Origin of the sequence: Luteibacter rhizovicinus DSM 16549, assembly GCF_001887595.1 — a bacterium.
In the GTDB taxonomy this organism is placed as follows: domain Bacteria; phylum Pseudomonadota; class Gammaproteobacteria; order Xanthomonadales; family Rhodanobacteraceae; genus Luteibacter; species Luteibacter rhizovicinus.
In genome coordinates this window covers 1,219,753-1,236,958 of the sequence record NZ_CP017480.1, presented here as the reverse complement: position 1 = coordinate 1,236,958, position 17,206 = coordinate 1,219,753, and the positions used below count along the sequence as shown (strand labels likewise).

Annotated in this window: 10 protein-coding genes and 1 pseudogene; 5 read left to right on the top strand and 6 right to left on the bottom strand. The window is 65.1% G+C overall.

From position 1 onward, the window contains the following. The first annotated feature begins 184 nt into the window (after positions 1 to 184). The gene (locus BJI69_RS05650) at positions 185 to 3,106 is read left to right on the top strand and encodes a M16 family metallopeptidase (protein WP_046966496.1); all 2,922 of its coding nucleotides are present in this window, start codon (positions 185 to 187) and stop codon (positions 3,104 to 3,106) included. Positions 3,107 to 3,192: 86 nt separating this feature from the next. After that, on the top strand, positions 3,193 to 3,606 hold the full coding sequence (locus tag BJI69_RS05645) for a DUF4156 domain-containing protein (RefSeq protein ID WP_046966497.1): 414 nt from the start codon (positions 3,193 to 3,195) through the stop codon (positions 3,604 to 3,606). A 22-nt stretch (positions 3,607 to 3,628) separates the two neighbouring features. Here the strand turns inward: BJI69_RS05645 and BJI69_RS05640 are convergent, their stop codons facing one another. Further along, entirely contained in the window at positions 3,629 to 4,540 is a 912-nt protein-coding gene (locus BJI69_RS05640) for a LysR family transcriptional regulator (protein ID WP_046966498.1), read from the bottom strand. 112 nt (positions 4,541 to 4,652) lie between these two features. On the opposite strand from BJI69_RS05640, the gene BJI69_RS05635 reads away from it, so the two are divergent. Both BJI69_RS05635 and BJI69_RS05630 read left to right on the top strand, forming a co-directional pair. Further along, entirely contained in the window at positions 4,653 to 5,393 is a 741-nt protein-coding gene (locus BJI69_RS05635) for an SDR family oxidoreductase (protein WP_046966499.1), read from the top strand. A 25-nt stretch (positions 5,394 to 5,418) separates the two neighbouring features. Beyond that, positions 5,419 to 6,312: an SDR family oxidoreductase gene (locus BJI69_RS05630; protein ID WP_046966500.1), complete on the top strand. Its 894-nt coding sequence runs from the start codon at positions 5,419 to 5,421 to the stop codon at positions 6,310 to 6,312. Between the two features lie 761 nt (positions 6,313 to 7,073). Here the strand turns inward: BJI69_RS05630 and BJI69_RS05625 are convergent. Continuing rightward, the gene (locus tag BJI69_RS05625) at positions 7,074 to 7,523 is read right to left on the bottom strand and encodes a hypothetical protein (protein WP_125902992.1); all 450 of its coding nucleotides are present in this window, start codon (positions 7,521 to 7,523) and stop codon (positions 7,074 to 7,076) included. A 205-nt stretch (positions 7,524 to 7,728) separates the two neighbouring features. Between BJI69_RS05625 and BJI69_RS23105 the strand changes: the two are divergent. Beyond that, positions 7,729 to 8,142: pseudogene (locus BJI69_RS23105) on the top strand (transposase); the annotation flags it as partial. Positions 8,143 to 8,517: 375 nt separating this feature from the next. Here the strand turns inward: BJI69_RS23105 and BJI69_RS05615 are convergent. The 4 genes from BJI69_RS05615 to BJI69_RS05600 are packed head-to-tail and all read right to left on the bottom strand — an operon-like array spanning position 8,518 to position 17,110. Next, on the bottom strand, positions 8,518 to 9,816 hold the full coding sequence (locus tag BJI69_RS05615) for a hypothetical protein (protein ID WP_046966502.1): 1,299 nt from the start codon (positions 9,814 to 9,816) through the stop codon (positions 8,518 to 8,520). A 24-nt stretch (positions 9,817 to 9,840) separates the two neighbouring features. After that, positions 9,841 to 11,244 carry a C25 family cysteine peptidase gene (locus BJI69_RS05610; RefSeq protein ID WP_046966503.1) on the bottom strand — a complete coding sequence of 468 codons (1,404 nt, stop codon included), beginning with the start codon at positions 11,242 to 11,244 and terminating at the stop codon, positions 9,841 to 9,843. Beyond that, the gene (locus tag BJI69_RS05605; protein ID WP_046966504.1) at positions 11,241 to 14,957 is read right to left on the bottom strand and encodes an nSTAND1 domain-containing NTPase; all 3,717 of its coding nucleotides are present in this window, start codon (positions 14,955 to 14,957) and stop codon (positions 11,241 to 11,243) included. Before BJI69_RS05605 ends, BJI69_RS05610 begins: the two co-directional genes overlap by 4 nt. After that, entirely contained in the window at positions 14,954 to 17,110 is a 2,157-nt protein-coding gene (locus BJI69_RS05600) for a CHAT domain-containing protein (RefSeq protein WP_046966505.1), read from the bottom strand. Before BJI69_RS05600 ends, BJI69_RS05605 begins: the two co-directional genes overlap by 4 nt. Positions 17,111 to 17,206 lie beyond the last annotated feature (96 nt).

Genomic DNA, 17,206 nt, shown 5'->3' with positions numbered 1-17,206 from the left:
AGGGTGTGCAATCAGCTGATTCGTATGAGGTTTGTCAGGTGGCCTCGCGGAACGCTGCTGTCCGCGGACACTGATCACACGTAAGCGGACACCGTCCGGACCATGCATGAAGGCTGATTGCGTCCGATGGACCGCGCGGGCTAGCCTCGGAGGAATCGAACCATCGAGGTTCACTGGAGCTGCCATGAAGAATCGTTTCGCCCTGCTTGTTGCCGGGCTGATGTCCGTCGGGGTCGCCGGAGCGGCCACGACCTCCCCCGACGCCATCCCGGATATCCCCTTCACGCGGTTCCAGTTGTCCAATGGCCTGACCGTCGTTGTCCACGAGGATCACAAGGCGCCCGTGGTCGCGGTCAGCATCTGGTATCACGTCGGTTCGGCCGACGAGCCAGCCGGCAAGACCGGCTTCGCGCACCTCTTCGAGCACCTCATGTTTTCCGGCTCGGAGAACCGCAAGGGCACCTATTTCCAGCCGTTCGAGCTGGCCGGTGCCACCGATATGAACGGCACGACCTGGTTCGACCGCACCAACTATTTCGAGACGGTGCCGACCACGGCGCTGGACATGGCCCTGTGGATGGAATCCGACCGCATGGGCCACCTGCTGGGTGCCATTGGCCAGAAGGAACTGGATACGCAGCGTGGCGTCGTCCAGAACGAGAAGCGCCAGGACGAGAACCGTCCCTACGGCCGCGTCGACGAGAACATCCTGGTCAACACCTACCCGGCCAACCACCCGTACCACCACGACACCATCGGATCGATGACCGATCTCGATGCGGCCTCGCTCGCCGACGTGAAGCACTGGTTCAACAGCTACTACGGGGCGGCCAACACCACGCTCGTGCTCGCCGGCGATATCACGGTGGCGCAGGCCAAGGCCAAGGCCGAGACCTACTTCGGCGACATTCCCGCCGGCCCGCCGGTGCCCCGCCAGCAGCCGTGGATCACGCCCGTGGCAACCTCCACGCGCGGTACGCAGCACGACCAGGTCGCCCAGACCCGCATCGTTCGCACCTGGGTCGTGCCCCAGCTCGGTAGCGACGACTCGATCCAGCTCGACCTCGCCACCACGGTGCTCGGCGGCGGCAAGACCTCGCGTCTGTACCAGCGCCTGGTCTATCAGGACAAACTCGCCGACGACGTGAGCCTGGGCATCGCGCCCTTCGCGCTCGCCAGCCAGGTGCAGCTCACCGTCGACGTGAAGAACGGCGTCGATCCGGCGAAGGTGGAAGCTGCCGTGGCCGATGTCTGGAAGGACTACATGGCGACTGGCCCCACCGAGGACGAGCTGGCACGGGCCAAGGTCAGCAACCGCGCCGGCTTCGTCCGCGGTCTGGAGAAGGTCGGTGGCTCCGGCGGCAAGGCCGTGATCCTCGCCGAGGGCCAGGTCTACCGTAACGATCCCGAGGCGTACAAGAAGGATCTCCAGCGCGCGCAGGACGCCACGATCGCCTCCGTGCTTGCTTCGTCGAAGACCTGGCTGTCCAAGGGCGACTACACGCTCACCGTGCTGCCTGCCGCACCAGGATTCGACCCCGCCGCCGAGGACAAGGCCGTAGCCGGCCTCAAGGACGCCGCAGGTCGCCCGGCCGCCGTGTTACCGGCCGCGAAGACCTACACCGTCGGCAAGTCGACCGTGGACCGCAGCAAGGGCGTGCCGTCGGTCGATAGCTTCCCCGATCTCTCGTTCCCGAAACTGCAGCGCGGCAAGCTGAAGAACGGCATCGAAGTGGTGCTTGCCGAGCGCCACACCGTGCCGGTCACCCAGATCAGCCTGTTGTTCAATGCCGGCTATGCGGCGGATCAGGGCCGCAAGCTAGGCACGGCCAGTTTCACCTCGGCCCTGCTCGACGAAAGCACCAAGACGCTGGACTCGGTCGAAGTGGCCCGCCGCAAGGAGCGTCTCGGCGCGATCATCGGTTCCGGCTGCTCGCTCGACAACTGTTCGGTCGGCCTCAACGCGCTGAACTCCGAACTCACGCCGTCGCTGGCGTTGTTCGCCGATATCGTCCGCAATCCGGCTTTCAAGGCCGACGATATCGAGCGCGTGCGTGGCCAGTGGCTTGCGGGTATCGCACAGGAAAAAACCGAGCCCACCGGCCTCGCCCTGCGCACCTTGCCGCCCCTGCTTTACGGCAAGAACCATGCTTACGGCATTCCGTTCACGGGCAGCGGCACCGAGAAGGCGATCGCGTCGCTCACCGCCGAGGATCTCGCCAACTTCCAGCGCGACTACCTGCGTCCGGACAACGTTCGCATCCTCGTCGCCGGTGACACCACGCTGGCGCAGATCCTGCCGCAGCTCGATGCCGCGTTCGGCGACTGGGCGGCACCCGCAAGCGCCATGCCGACGAAGAATGTCGGCCAGGTCGCCGAGCAGCCCAAGCCGCGCGTCTTCCTGATCAATCGCACCGACGCATCGCAGTCGCTGATTCTCGCTGGTCTGCTCGCACCGTCGACCAAGGCGAAGAACGCGCTCGACCTCGGCATCGCCAACGCTGCGTTCGGCGGCACCTTCACCTCTCGCCTCAACATGAACCTGCGCGAGGAGAAGCGTTGGGCCTACGGCGCAGGCAGCATGCTGTCCGACGCCCAGAACCAGCGACCGATGCTGTTCTACGCGCCGGTGCAGACCGACAAGACGGCCGATTCCGCCGCGGAAATCCTCAAGGAAGCGCGTGCTGTCATCGGGACGAAGCCGTTGACCGACGACGAAATCGCGAAGATCCGGGCTCAGAAAGTTCGTGCACTGCCAGGAAGCTTCGAGACGACCTCCGCCGTGCTCGGTGCGATGACGGGCATCGTCATCTATGACCGTCCGGACGATTACGTGCAGACCCTCAAGGGCCGCATCGAAGGCGTCGACCGCAAGGCCGCGGAGAACGCCTTGACGGCCGTCATCCATCCGGATGCGCTGACCTGGGTCATTGTCGGCGACCTGCGGAAGATCGAGGCGCCCGTACGCGCACTGAACCTGGGTGAGGTGCATGTCGTCGATGCCGACGGCAACCCTGCCAAGGACGTGTCACACGCCAAGGCGGCGAAAGCGACCAAGGCGACCAAGCCTGCCAAGGGTGAAAGCTCACCCTCGCCGGCGAAGTGAGTGGTCGTGAGGGCGCGATCGAAGAAGATCGCGCCCTCACGACAGTCCGGCTAGCATAGGCAGCGATCGATTCCACGGAGTTACACATGCGCAAGGCTCTCGTCCTCCTCGTTCCTCTCGCCCTGTCCGCCTGCTCGTGGGGCATCAAGCTCGACGACGGTGCGCGTAACGTCCGCACCGCCTGGAACGGCGATGTCTCCAGCTGCAAGGAGCAGGGCAAGGTCACCGTCTCCGTCATGAACCGCGTCGGCCCGGTGGATCGCAACGACCTGAAGGTTCGTGACGAGCTGGAAGTTCTCGCGCGTAACGAAGCCGCCAAGATGGGTGCCGACACGGTGAAGCCGCTGGCCGATCCGAGCGAAGGCTCGCAGCCCTGGGGTGCCTACACCTGCGGCAGCCGCAACGTCGGTCCGTCGCGTAGCAATACGCCTCCGCCGCCCACGCAGGGCGACAGCAACCCGAAGGCGGGTTTCGAAACCGTTCCGCTGAAGAACAACTGATCCGAGGCAACCGTCACTTCGCTCAGAGCGAAGTGACGCCGTCGCGCGCTCGCGCGGCAAACGTTGCCGTCACCCAGTCGATGAACACGCGCACGCGTGGCGACAACTGTCGATTGTGTGGATACAGCAGTGAGACGGGCGACGGCGTGGGTGGGTAGTCGGGCAACACCGGCACCAGCCGCCCCGAAGCCAGGTCGTCCGCCAGGTGGTAGCGGGGCACCTGGATCAGGCCCAGACCCATGCGCGCGAGATCGATATTGGTATCCGCGCCGGTCACCGTCACGACGGAAGGCAGGTTGACCAGGCGGACTTCGCCGTTCTGGACGAATTCCAGCGGAAGCGTGCTTCCCGTGGCCGTCGAGAGAAACCCGATGGCGAGATGGCCATCGAGATCGTCCGGGGTTTGCGGTACGCCGTGGCGTTCGAGATACGCCGGGCTGGCGCAGGTCACTTCTTCGAGCATGGCAATACGGCGGCCGACCATGCTGCTGTCTGCCAGGTCGCCCACGCGCAGGACGCAGTCCACGCCTTCCCGCACGAGATCCACCCAGCGATCCCCTTCGCCCAGATGCACGCGCAGGCCCGGATAGCGGGCAAGAAAGTCGGGCAAGTCGGGCAGGACGAAGGTGCGGGCGAGCGTACCGTGCATATCCACCCGGAGCAGCCCGGTCGGTCGCGCGTCGAGAAAAGCGCTCTCGGCATCCTCGACCTCGGCCAGGATCGTGACGCATCGCCGGTGGTAGGCCTCGCCGTCCAGCGTGGGACTGACATGACGCGTCGTTCGCTGGAGCAGCCGCACGCCGAGCCGGGTCTCCAGGCGCTTGATGGCCTGGGTCACGGTCGATCGGGGCAGGTCCAGGTCGGACGCCGCCAGGGTGAAGCTGCGCCGCTCAACGATGCGGACAAAGAGGCGCATGGTGTCGAAGCGGTCCACGGGATTGTTCCAGCGTAAGGAATAGTGAAGTCATATCCTGCGGGATTATCCGGGCGTCGACAACGCCCATCCTGTTCTCGCCCGGCAATGTCGCCGGTACCGGAGAACCGAGATGAACCAGAACACCCAGAAAGTCGCCATCGTGACGGGCGCCTCGCGTGGTATCGGCGCGGCCGTGGCCAAGCGTCTCGCTCGTAACGGGTTCACCGTCGTCGTCAATTACGCCGGCAGCGCCAAGGCGGCCGAGGCGGTCGTCGGCGAGATCGAAGCGGCGGGCGGCACGGCGATCAGCGCCCAGGCCGATGTCTCGAAGTCCGCCGAGGTGCGTCGCCTGTTCGATACCGTGCAGGAAGTTTATGGCGGGCTCGACGTGCTCGTGAACAATGCAGGCGTCATGGCCCTGGCCAACGTGGCCGACCTGAAGGACGAAGACTTCGACCGTCTCTTCGCGATCAACGTGAAGGGCAGCTACAACACGATGCGTGAGGCTGCCACCCGCATCCGCGAAGGCGGTCGCATCATCAACTTCTCTTCCAGTGTGGTCGGCCTGCTGCAGCCGGGCTATGCCCCCTATGCCGCGACGAAGGCGGCTATCGAAGCGACCACCATGGTGCTCGCCCGCGAACTGCGCGGCCGTCGGGTGACGGTGAATGCCATCGCGCCGGGCCCGACGGCTACCGACCTCTTCCTCGACGGCAAGTCGCCCGAGCTCGTCGACCGCCTCGCCAAACTGGCGCCGCTCGAACGCCTGGGCACGCCCGACGACATCGCCGCCGCCGTGGCCTTCCTCGCTGGCGCCGATGGCGGCTGGGTCAACGGCCAGGTCCTCCGCGCCAATGGCGGCATCGTCTGACGCCGGCCTTATCAGGAGACTTCTCATGAAACAGATCATCTTGATTACCGGTGCATCGAGCGGCTTTGGCCTGTTGACGGCACGGGCCCTGGCCGAGGCAGGGCATACCGTCTACGCCAGCATGCGCGATATCGGGGGACGTAACGCCGCCAACGCCGATGCGGTGCTCCAGGAAGCAAAGGACCGTCGCATCGATCTTCGCGTGGTCGAACTCGATGTCACCTCGGAGGCTTCCGCGGAAGCCGCGGTGAAGACGATCGTCGAACGCGACGGCCACCTCGACGTGCTCGTGCACAACGCCGGTCACATGGTTTTCGGTCCCGCCGAGGCGTTCACGGCGGAGCAATACGCGCAGCTCTACGACGTCAACGTGCTGGGCACGCAGCGGGTCAATCGTGCCGCGTTGCCGGTCATGCGCAGGCAGAAAAAAGGCCTGGTGCTGTGGGTGTCGAGCAGCAGCGTCCGTGGCGGCACGCCGCCGTTCCTCGCCCCGTACTTCGCGGCGAAGGCGGCGATGGATTCCCTCGCCGTGAGTTATGCCGGTGAGCTGGCGCGCTGGGGCATCGAGACCTCGATCATGGTCCCCGGCGCCTTCACCAAGGGCACGAACCATTTCGCCCATGCCGGGAAGCCTGCGGATGAAACGCGAGCCGCCGAATACATGGATGGTCCTTACGCTGGCATGCCGGACCGCATCCTGCACGGTCTGGCCGCGCTCGAGCCGGCGGATGCGGACGCGGGGGAGGTCGCGACGAAGATCGTCGAGGTGGTAAACCTGCCGTTCGGCAAGCGGCCGTTTCGGGTTCACGTGGATCCCTCCCAGGACGGCGCCGAGATTGTGAATGGGGTGGCCGACCGGGTGAGGCGGGAGCTGTTCTGGCGTGTGGGGATCGATGACCTGTTGTCCCCTACGGCCTGACACAGGCAGGGTCTCGCCGTCTTCGGTGTCGCATTCAGCACTAACGTGGACGGTGCGCGGCGTCACGGACGAGTGAGGGCGAAGACGCTACCTTCCCTTAGCCGCGGAGTCGGTCCGAGGGGCATAAGGGTCCAGGGGTGGATGCCCGGGAAGCGTCGGCAAGTGCGGCTAGCGAACTCATTCCCTTACGAGAAGGATTTTGAATATGAAGTTTCTGACACCTGCGATTGCCTGCGGGCTGATGATTGCCGGCTTCGCGACATCGACACCCGTCCGCGCCATTGAGACCTGTGACAGCTGCCTGTCCCACTACAACACTTGCATGGCCGCTGGCGGCAATTCGAGCACGTGTTGGTCGTGCAATAACCCGAGATGCCTGCAACCGTCGGCGCGCGACGCCTTGCAGGACGCCCTTGGGAAGCTATCGTTGCGAAAGTCGGACCTGCTGGCTCCCGCAGGAAAGCGTGAAGTTGTCGCTCGGCAGCGAAGCTAGTCGCTGCATAGCTTCGTGAGTGCGAAAAAGCGCGGGCCATATGGCCCGCGCTTTTTCGTTCCGCGCACCGGATTCGCGTGGCTCGTTGTCGGGTAATTTTAACTTGACCAGAAGCGAAACTCGATGAAAACAGGCCTTAATCTTGGTGACGAACGAAGGCGATTGCCGGGAATTGCTGGGGTAAAGGGGGCGATCTCGGTGTTATGGCTGGGCTAAGGGCACCCACCTGCACCGTGGCCTTTGCCGGAAACCGAGCGTGTGGACCCGCTTAGGGCGGCGCCGCGCTCGGTAGCCCTCGGACTGCCGTGGCCAGGCGTATCAACGTTGCTGTGTTTAATCCGCGCGCGGCGAGCTCATCGGTTCGGCGACCGACGCGTTCCGCTATTGGATGAACCTGGGGGAGTAAGGGGTAATCAGCAGCGATGACATCCTGCTTTGAGTCGACATATCGCCGCGAACCGTCCGCATTTCGGAGCAACGTCACGCGCATCCCCGCTTCCGGCATGACAACCGTCATAGGAACGCGGAGAAAGAAGGAAAGCGCTTCAGCCATCTCTTCGACCTCTATGTCGAGGAGAACCGGCTGAAGGGAAAGACCTGCAATCGGGATGACATGCATCGAGACGCCGGATGGGTGCCCTGAAAAAAAGAGCTTGGGATCGCGATTGAACTTCCGCGCCTTCATAAACAGATTCGCGCCAAGTTCGGCGAACTGCATGGGATGCAGTGGGAAGTGCTGAAACTGAGGAAAAAATTCAGATCCCTCGACAGTTTGTGCTCCCATATCGAAAGCTGCCAGGATTCCGATACGGCCAAGTCTCAAGTAAAGCGTGCGATGTACGATGTCGTCCTTGTGTCGACCCCCCGTTAGTTAGTGCCAACCATAACCCGAGGTTGCCGGGTCATTTTGCCTTGCGGATCGAGACGATATCGCCCGCCGCCTGCAGACGATTCCAGGCATCGGTCCGCTCGCCGCCACGGCGCTCATCGCTGCGGTCGGTGATGGCAGGCAATTCCGACGAGCGCGTGACCTTTCTGCGTGGCTGGGTCTCGTGCCGGCGCAGTTCTCGACAGGAGGGAAGCCACACCTTCTCGGTATCAGTAAACGGGGAAACAGTTACGTCCGGCGCTTGCTCATCCATGGCGCGCGATCGTGCGTCATGCACATGGACCGGTCAAGAAACCGGTTAGGCGTGTGGTTAGATCAGCTCAGTCAGCGTGTTCACGTCAACAAGCTTACCGTCGCCTTGGCCAACAAGATCGCGCGCATGGCCTGGGCGATCATCACCCGTCCCGCCGAGCTCTTTCAGAGGAACGATCCCAGATTTGCCGTTTAGTTTCACCCGCCGCGTTTGCGAAGCCCGTAGGGAGATGACGAAACAGTCGATCGACGCCCTGTAACCCTGGCAAAAAAGCGGGCCTTCAGCCCGAACAGTTTATTAGGAACGGTGCGTGCGAATCTCATCATGGCCTGGTCACCAAAAGTGGCTGACTCGCGAGAGGCCGGATACATTTGTGCAAACTGCTTTTCGTCAAAACAAACTACGGTCCTTGTAGGACGGGGGCGGTCCATACATGACCGGCGCGGGCGTACCAGGTGGGATCATGCAGACCCCGGCGCGATGACCGGCCCATGCCCTTGGCCTCGTCGCCATAATGCGACACATATCACATGTTCGACAGAAGGTCGCCCCGTGGCAACCTCTCAGGAATCACCCCCGGCCCGCAGCAGCTGCCTTCCATACGGCATGGGCCACCTCGGGCTTCGCGATGTCGTTATGCGCCCCGCCCAGACCGTCGCCCTCGCATATGAAACTGGACGCATCCAGGTTGTAGACGCGGTTTCGCTCGTACTCATGAGCCAGTCCGAGGGCCGGCATGTCCATGCCGATGGCATCGGGCTGCAGGCCCTGGGCGCCAAAGGTGCCGACCGCGCCGTAGCGGGGGAGGTCCGGGACATCCATGGCGACCTGGCCCGCGATGCCTGCGGCGAGCGGATAGAGCTTGCCGACCGCCGAGTCGTGGCTCGACTGGGTCGTGACGATCGGCCCCGCGATCTTCCCGGACAGCGCGCTGAAATACCCCGGCTTGCCTCCGTCCAGGTCGATCTGCGGCGCGAACGACCATAGCGAAAGCGCACCCTGCACCAACACCATGGAACTGACCGGCTTGGGCAACTCGGCGCCATGGCCGGCGGCGGCAGCCACCACGATGCAGCCGAAGCTATGTCCCATGAGGTGCAGCCCCGCTTCGGGGGAAGCCGCCTTCGTGATCGCGCGAACGAAGGTTGCGATGCCCCCTTCGCCGACTTCGCGCGCACGCTTCTTCATGGTCCAGAACGACAGCTGCACGAGCGGGTTCAGGAGGGCCTTGCCGAATCCGCCACCGAAACTGATCACATCGCTCTTCGCGTTGCGATACGCCTTGTCCGGATCGAACGGTGCGCGGTCTTCGTCCGGCGCGCCGGCCAACTCGCCCGAACCCAGGTCGAGTTCGGCATTCAACTGAAGATAGGCCTGGCGCACCGCGTTCGGGATGTCGGGAGGATTGCCGGGTAGTGCTGCGTGTTCGAAGATCACGGCGAGTGCCTCGCGCGCCGTGGGCGTATCGACGAGGGCATCCACCGCGTCGTCGACGATGCTCCGCTCTTCGTCACCGTCGAAAGCGAACGCGACAGGCGCACCGATGTCTTCGGCGCCCCACGGCAGGCTCGGCCAGTGAAGGCCCACGAACAGCGCTTTGAAACCAGGCCGGCCCGCCTTCATCGCCGCGATATCGTCCACGTTGGCGAGCATGGCGCCGATCCAGCGACCGTACTGGTCGCGCGCCGCGGGAACGTCGCCCTTCCAGCCATGGGACATCACGAAGATATCGGTGATGTCTTCGTCCCGCACGGCACGAAGCACCTCCTCGCTGAAGAGCCGGCCATCTTCCTTGCGCTCGTCGCCATGCTTGTCGAAGCAGACGAGGTAGTAGCTGGCATCGTGTGTCGGTACCTGTTCGATGGGCATCGCCGCGTACTCCGAGGGTCGAGGTCAGACATGCAGACGAACGGCGGGGTCGCCGAACAGGACGAAGCTCCTGGCGTCGCGTTGCGCCGTCCAGTTGGAGGCAAGGTCGTCGTCCGACACATGTGCGTCGAGCCGGATATCGTCCAGCCGGGACGCCAACATGCCGGACTCCTGGGCGAAGCGCTCGCGAAAGGCGTCCATCGCGCTGCCTAGGGTCGCACCGGCCATCAGTTCGCCGAACGTGGTGCGGAACGAGGTGATATCCGCCCCCGCTTCCGTCGTGGTGAACGAACAGCTCCATGCCCGCTCCACGTGAGCCACCATGGCGAGCGCCGGGCCGCCCGCCGCGGCAAGCAGCTGCTGCGGAAGCCGCGCGACGAAGGGTGCGGGCGCGATCTGCTTCACCACGCCGCCATCGGGTGCGGGATAATCGTCCACGCGGGGGGTGCCGCCGCCGTAGCACGCGAAGCTGAAGACGATGCCACCCTCCACGGACGTCGTATCGCCCACGTCGTCGCCGGAATAGAACATCGAAGGATCCACGGGCCCACGCGAACGGAGCTTTCCCGGCCAGTCCTGGCACAACAGGGCCCCTTGCCATGCGCGCTGGTTCGCATGTCCGTTGGGATAGCCCATGCCGTGCGTCGCAGTGAACAGCAACGAGGGGGCGGTTCCCGCTTTCAGCAAGGAGGCGAAGTTGGCCTTTGTCGCCTTCTCGCGGAGCATGGCATCGAACGCCCACTCCTTCCCACCGTTCGCTTTCAACTCGGCGAGCAGGGGCTCGACGAGCTTGCCGGAACTGAGTTCGGTGGCGGCGTCGAAGGGATGGCTCGTTCCGAAGAAGGCCATGCGCCGACGAGACGGTGCGCGTAGCGTCTCGTGCGCGACGATCGCCAAGGCGTGTCGCGCGTAATCGGCCGGCGTGTCGAACGCCAGCCTGCCGACGGCGTAGGTCACGTTGAGTACGTACTGGAAGGCGAAGGGAATGGCATCCGGCCCGCCGATCAGCAGGAGGTAATAAGGCACCTTCCTCGGATCGACGGTACCGAGGGCCTTCTGCCGGGGAGGCTGGCCCAGCCAGGTCGATACCGATTCCTCGCCCGAGAAGCCTGCGTCCCCCGTGTATTCGCGGTAACGGTCGCCGGCCTGCGACCGTCGAAGGGCGAGCAACGGCGCCAGAGCCTCGCGCACCGCGGGATCCGCTTCGCGATGGAAGACCACGCCCCAGCCCGCCTCGGCGAGGTCCTGCAAATCCAGGGTGAGACCGAGGTGACGCTTCGTCGTGCGCAGCGACGCCATCTTCCGATCGTCCGTGGGCGCCGCGGATGGCTCGCCCCGCGCCAGCCGGGCGACGCTTTTCACGGTGGCATCCGGCAGCAGGTAATCGCCGCTGCTGCCGTCGATGCCGTTGACCGAAAGGTTCGTCATTGGCTGTCGTCCTCGCTGCACACACCATGATTCATACCCTTGCACCATGAAAGCCGATCGGCGCGATCAAACATCGTTCTGTGGTCGAGGTTCATGGTGTAGAGATGGTCGGTGACGACGATCACCTGGTCGTCCACGGCGCTGAGCCTGCGTACGCCGGCCGGGAGGTCCATGACCTTGCCGCACTGCGGGCGTGAGGCTTCGGACCTTCCGCCCGCGAAATTTCCGCGGCACACGCCCAGGACACCGTCGGTGTCCGCCGCAAGCAGGAGGTAGCGTGAATGCGATTTCCCGGCGGGGTCGGGCAGGTAAGCCAGCTGGCTGATGCCGTTATGGTGCAGCGAGGAGATCTCATACGCATTCCCGTTGTACCCCTCGCCCTTGCGTGCCCATCCCCAGACCCTGCCATCGTTCGTACCTGCGATCAGCCACTCGCCTCCGGGGCTGAAAACCAATGCGTTGACCGGCGCATCGCTGGAAAAGGTCCATTCCACGTTCCGCACCGGATTGTCGAGCGGCACAAGTCCCACCGCTTCCGAGTTGGCGAGGGTGCGGGTGTATGCCAGCTGTTTTTCACCGACGGCTATTGCTCTGACACCGCACAGCGGCGTGGAAATCGATTTCCAGTCTTTCGTCGACCGGATGGTCACCGCGCCATAGTCCAGCGTGGCCAGGTAATCGCCTTCGCGGCTGAAGGCGAGGGAGGCGGGAGTCCCGGAACCGGAGGATGCACAGCTGGTCGATCTGGTCGCCGGCGCGGTGGCGGTGAGCGTTCCTCCGGGCCAGGCGAGGATATCGACCCGATCGTGCGATTCGCCGAGGATCGCAAGACGCGCTCCCTTTCCATCGAATGCGATCCGGCTTGCCGGCGATGCCAGCGGCAAGGCCGGCTGCGCCAGCAGTGCGCCGTTCCGGCGGCGCCACACGTCTACCGCACTTCCATCCTGGCGCAACGCGACGACCCATTCACCCGACGAGGCGACATCGCGCGGCGGCTTCGTGCCGGACGTGTCGAATCGTGTGGTCAAGGCATTCACGCCATCGATGTCGACGGCGCGTACGTAACGGCTTCCGCCGACGGCGAGGCGTTTCGCATTCGCGGGATCGAACGCGATGCTGTAGAGCTTCTCGCCCCATCCGCCGACCTCCGTCGCCGAGACCACGGCATCCTCGACGGTCGCCGCCGCGGGGTTGAAATCGTAGCGTTTGAGGGCTTCGTCCTGCCCTGCCGACACGAGGATCTTTCCGTCCGGGGAGAACGCCACGGCATTGACCCAGCTCTGATGGTCCGTCACCTTGCCCGGCTTACGGCCTTCCATCTGCGAGGCATCGGCCAGGTCCCAGAGCCGCAGGACGCCATGATCGTCGCCCACCGCCAGCCAGCGCCCATCCGGACTGACGGCCATCGAGCGTGTCGCCTCGCTTTCGCCGGGAGCGACCTCGAGCTTTCGCTCCATGTCCGTCTCGCCCTTCGTCGCATCGCGCGACCACAGGACAAGATGCCCGTTCCAGTCTCCCGAGATCAGCTTCCCGGAAGTTCCTGGCACGAACGCGATGCGATAGATCGACGAATGATGAACCGTCCTGGCATCGACGACTTCTTCCTGTCCGGGCGTGCCATCGGGCGCCACCGGTTGCAGGAGCAGGCGTTTGTCCGCGGTCGCCATGGCAAGGAGCGAGCCATCGTCGTTGAACGCGACCGCGGTGACGGCCCTGCCGGCTATCTTGCTTCGATGGAGCAGCGTGGCTGCGTTTCCCTCCCTGCGCCAGAACGAAACCGTGCCGTCATTGTCGCCTAGGACCACGATGTTTCCGCCTGGCTGCACCGCCATGGCATTGATGCCGGACGGGTTGGCGGTCGCGCCGGGCTCGCCCGCGCGATCGGGAAACGACGCGACACGCAATGTCCTGTCCCAACCGGCGGAAAGAACCTGCCTTCCGTCCGGGGTGAACGCCACGGCCCGCACGATGCCGCCATGCCTTGCCAGCGTGGACAAGGCGGGAGCCTGCCCGCCGAGTACTTCGATCATCGTGCCGTCGACCAGGTCGGACGCGTCCTTCCGGGCAACGTCCAGGAGTTCGTCGTTGGCCTCCACCCGGCCGTAGCTGCGCAATTCGGCACCGATGTGGTTGAGCCGGACCATCTGCACTTCGCGGTAGAACCATGCGATCGCGAGGCACAACACGGTCAGCACAAAACAGACGCCGATCAGCGCACGCCGCATGAGCCTGTCGCGGCGCAACCGGTTCCGCTCGTCTATCGATGCCTTGACGAAGGCGCGCTCGGTGATACTCAAGCCATCGGGACCGGCCGGAGCCTCCGCCTGGGCGATGCCGCGGTCGAGGTTGTCGCCGTACAGCAGCATCTCGCGGGGACGGTCGGCGCCTGCCCAGAGCGCCGCCGCCTTTTGGATGACAGAGAGGTTCCCGTTTCGCCATGCCGCGTTGTCGGCGCGGATCGGCGCGATGAGGCGATCGTGCACCAGTTCGACGATCTGCCCTCCTTCGTCAGTTTCGATCCGCAGCAGGTGGCGGCCTTCGAGCAGGTCGATCGCCGTGTTCGTCGACGGTGAAAGGTAGGGATCGCGGCGCGGGCGCGCGCGCAGCCCGGAAGGCGTGATCAGCTGGCTCTCGACGAAATCGCGCAGCGCGCGCTGGCTGGCCCCGCTGGTCTTGGCGGAGGTCTCGACGGCTGCCGCGTAGAAGCTGCCGAGTGCCGCGTCCACCTGGCCGCTCTTTCCGCTGTGCTCGCCGCCACCGCCGATGTCGCCGACCTCCACGGCACGGGATTCGCCGAGGACGACCTTGTCCCACAGGCGCAGGCAACTGACCTGAAGGAGCATCGGTTCCACATAACGACCGAGCCGGCGTGCCGTATCGGGCGCGTCCGCGGTCCCGCCCGCTCCCATCGCACGTAGGTCGTCGGCCAGCCAATATGCCGCAGCCTGCGTGATGCGTCCGGCGGCCGGGCCGCAGATGGCCTGGGCGGCGGCGTCGCGATCCAGCGGCAGCAGGCGGTAGCGAAACGCGAGGCCGGTGGGCATGTGCGCGCGCAACGGCTCGAGTTCGGCGAGGAAATCCTCGCGCATCGAGATCAAGGTCCAGACGACCGGTACCGAAGCGCCTGCCCGTCCACCCTCCGCGCCGTCCTCCCCGTCGTGATCGTCCTCCTCGTCCACGCCCGCCAGCAGATCGCTCAGCTGGCGGATGAACGCATGCTTGGCGTCGGTATCCGACCGGTGCAGCGTGAAGAGTTCCTCGAACTGGTCGAGCACCAGCAGGAGCAGGTCCTTTTCCGCCTCATAGCGCTCGACGACATACGACGTGAGGCTGTGCCTGGCAAGCCGCTCGGCCGGCCACTGCTCCTCCACGGGCCGCTCTGCCTCGAGCTGCCGGAGGACCGTATCGACATAGATGTTACCTTCGCCCGCTGCGGACGCATGCGCGAGGCGGACGGTAGGCAGGGGACGAAACCGGTTGCGCGCGCGCGAGCGCAGCAGCGGAAGCAGCCCCGCATGGATCAACGATGTCTTACCCGCCCCGGACTGCGACATCAGCACCACCACGCGCTCGCTGACTAGCAGTTCCGCAAGCTCGCGTATCTCGCGGGATCGCCCGTAGATGGGCTGGCCTTCGCGGATAGGCATCGGCCCGACGAAGGGGTTGGCGGTGACGACTTCCGCCTCGACAACCTGCCCGGCCTGCGCGTTCATGCGACGGCCGCCGTCGAACGACGTGCCCAGACATCCGCGAGTCGGTCGACGAAATCGCTTGCCGAACCCCAGAAGACGCGGGTATCGAAGTTCGCATCGAAATATTTGGCCACGTATTGCGCGGCCCGTTCGGGGTTCAGGCTGACCCCCTCGTCGAAGGCCATCTGCACGGCGACGCGCACGCTGCCCTGGCTGGCCGGCGCGCCCGAACGGATCAGCACCCCGCGCAGGAGCACGCGCAGGCCCCAGTCGTCGGGCTGGAAGCCGAGCAGCATCAGTCCCGAGCCCGACAGCGCGTTTGTGACCACCGACGGAACGCGCAATCCCGATACGGCCCGCGTGGCCGTCACGGCGATAAGGAAATCGAAGTAGTCGTCTTCCGTCAGCACGATGCTGTTCTGGTCGGCGAGGTTGCCGAAGACGTGGAAGATAAGCGGCGTCTGCTCGCTGGGCTCGAAGTCGGGCGGCAGCGGTTCGCCGAACTTGACGTAGCGAAGGGTCTCCTTGTTGTCCCGAGTGCGCTCCTTCACCCAGGTGCACATGGCGACGTGCGGCTTCTTTCCCGCCTCCTCCAGCGCATCGCAAAGAAGGTTGTCCCTGTTCGCGTTGATGAAGACGGGGAAAGGCATCGCGGCAAGGAGCCGGTGCGGATCCCTTGGATTGCGGTCGCGCTCGACCTTTCCCACGTGGCGTACCAGGCTGTCGAGGAGACCCGGGAGCACCGGTGCGCCGAGCAGTTTCTCGCCGGTCGCGGCTTCGATCCGGCGCAGGTCGTCCGCGTAGGTTTCGCGGATGCGCGCGACGAGCTCCTTGCGCAGCTCGCCCAGCGCCATGTTCCTGCTCTGCCGGTAAGTGAGGTATTGGGCCACCTGGGCCAGGTCGTCGCGATCGCCGGGTGCGAGAGGGAATGCGTAGCGCTCGGCCCAGCGTTGTGCGATATCGCGCGACGAGCCGAATAACGGCTCGATCAGTCCCGGGCCGAGGACCGGAACGCACTGCCCGATCTCCATGTCGGCGGCCACCGCTTCCACGACGTCCAGGTCTTCCGCGTCGCCACGCATGCCCTGCCAGAGACGGCCGCTTTTCAGGCGCATGAACAGGACGGGCATCCACCAATCGTCCTCTTCGCGGATCGAAGCCCGGCCCACCGACATCGCCCGGTCGACACGGCCCGATCGCGAGAGCTCCGCGAGAAGGCGTGGCATGAAGCGGTCGGACGACGCCATGCTGATCGTTCCCTGCATGGCGACCACCGCGGGGATACCGGCCGCGGCAAGACTGGGACCGACGGCGGCTAGGGCACCTTCGTGTTCCTCGTCGTCCATCGCGCCGGCGCCTTCGCACGAAGCGAGGAGGACCAGCCGGGGACGCCGCTCGATATCGCGCACGCATTCCACGAAGGCCGCGCCGGATACGGATTGTCCCGTACCGTCGCTTCCTTCCAGCAGGAGGCGCGGACTTCCCTGTGCGAACGCGCCGTGGCATACAAGGTAGAGGATGTCGATGTCCAGCCAGGTCAGCGCGTCGCGCAGGTTCGTCAGCGATGCCTGTCCCTCGAGGACATGGCAACGCATGTCGACCATCGAGTCGCGCGCGGCACTCGCCACCGCGGCTCGGGCTCGCGCCACGACGTCGTCGCGCGGGATCGCGGGAAGACGCCACTTGCTCTCGATATCCGTGGGATTCGCCACGACCACGAGCGCGTCGAAGCCCCGATGTCGTGTCGCCGGCCGGTAACGGACATCGTGCACGGCAAGGAAGCGGGAAAACCAGAAGTTGTCCTGCACGAGGAGGCGGGATCCGTCGCCGGGATCGCGCAGCGTTTCCCAACGCAGGCCATGCAGGGGCGAAGCATCAGCGGCGATGGAAAGCCGCACGCGAAGCGCCTCGTCGCCACCGGTCGCCCTGCGCGCGTCTCGGAATGCCACGCCCACCGGGTCGGCATCCGAGACACCGAACAGCATGGCCGACAGCCGCTTCCCGTAGGCGTCACGATCCGTCTCGCGCGCCAGCGCGTCCACGTCGATCGAGATATCCGCCCGGTCCACCAGGACGTTTTCGAGGTCGTTGTCGGGGTCGGTGAGGCGCATGTCGAGACGCCACAGGGCATCGTCTGCGCGTTCGATACGGATCTCGATCTCGCGAACGGACATGCGCGATGCCTCCGGTACCCAGAGCGAGCGGCCGTCGGCCGATCGACGCCTGAGGGTCCTGCCCTCGCAGGGCACCGGCAATACGCCTAACGATCT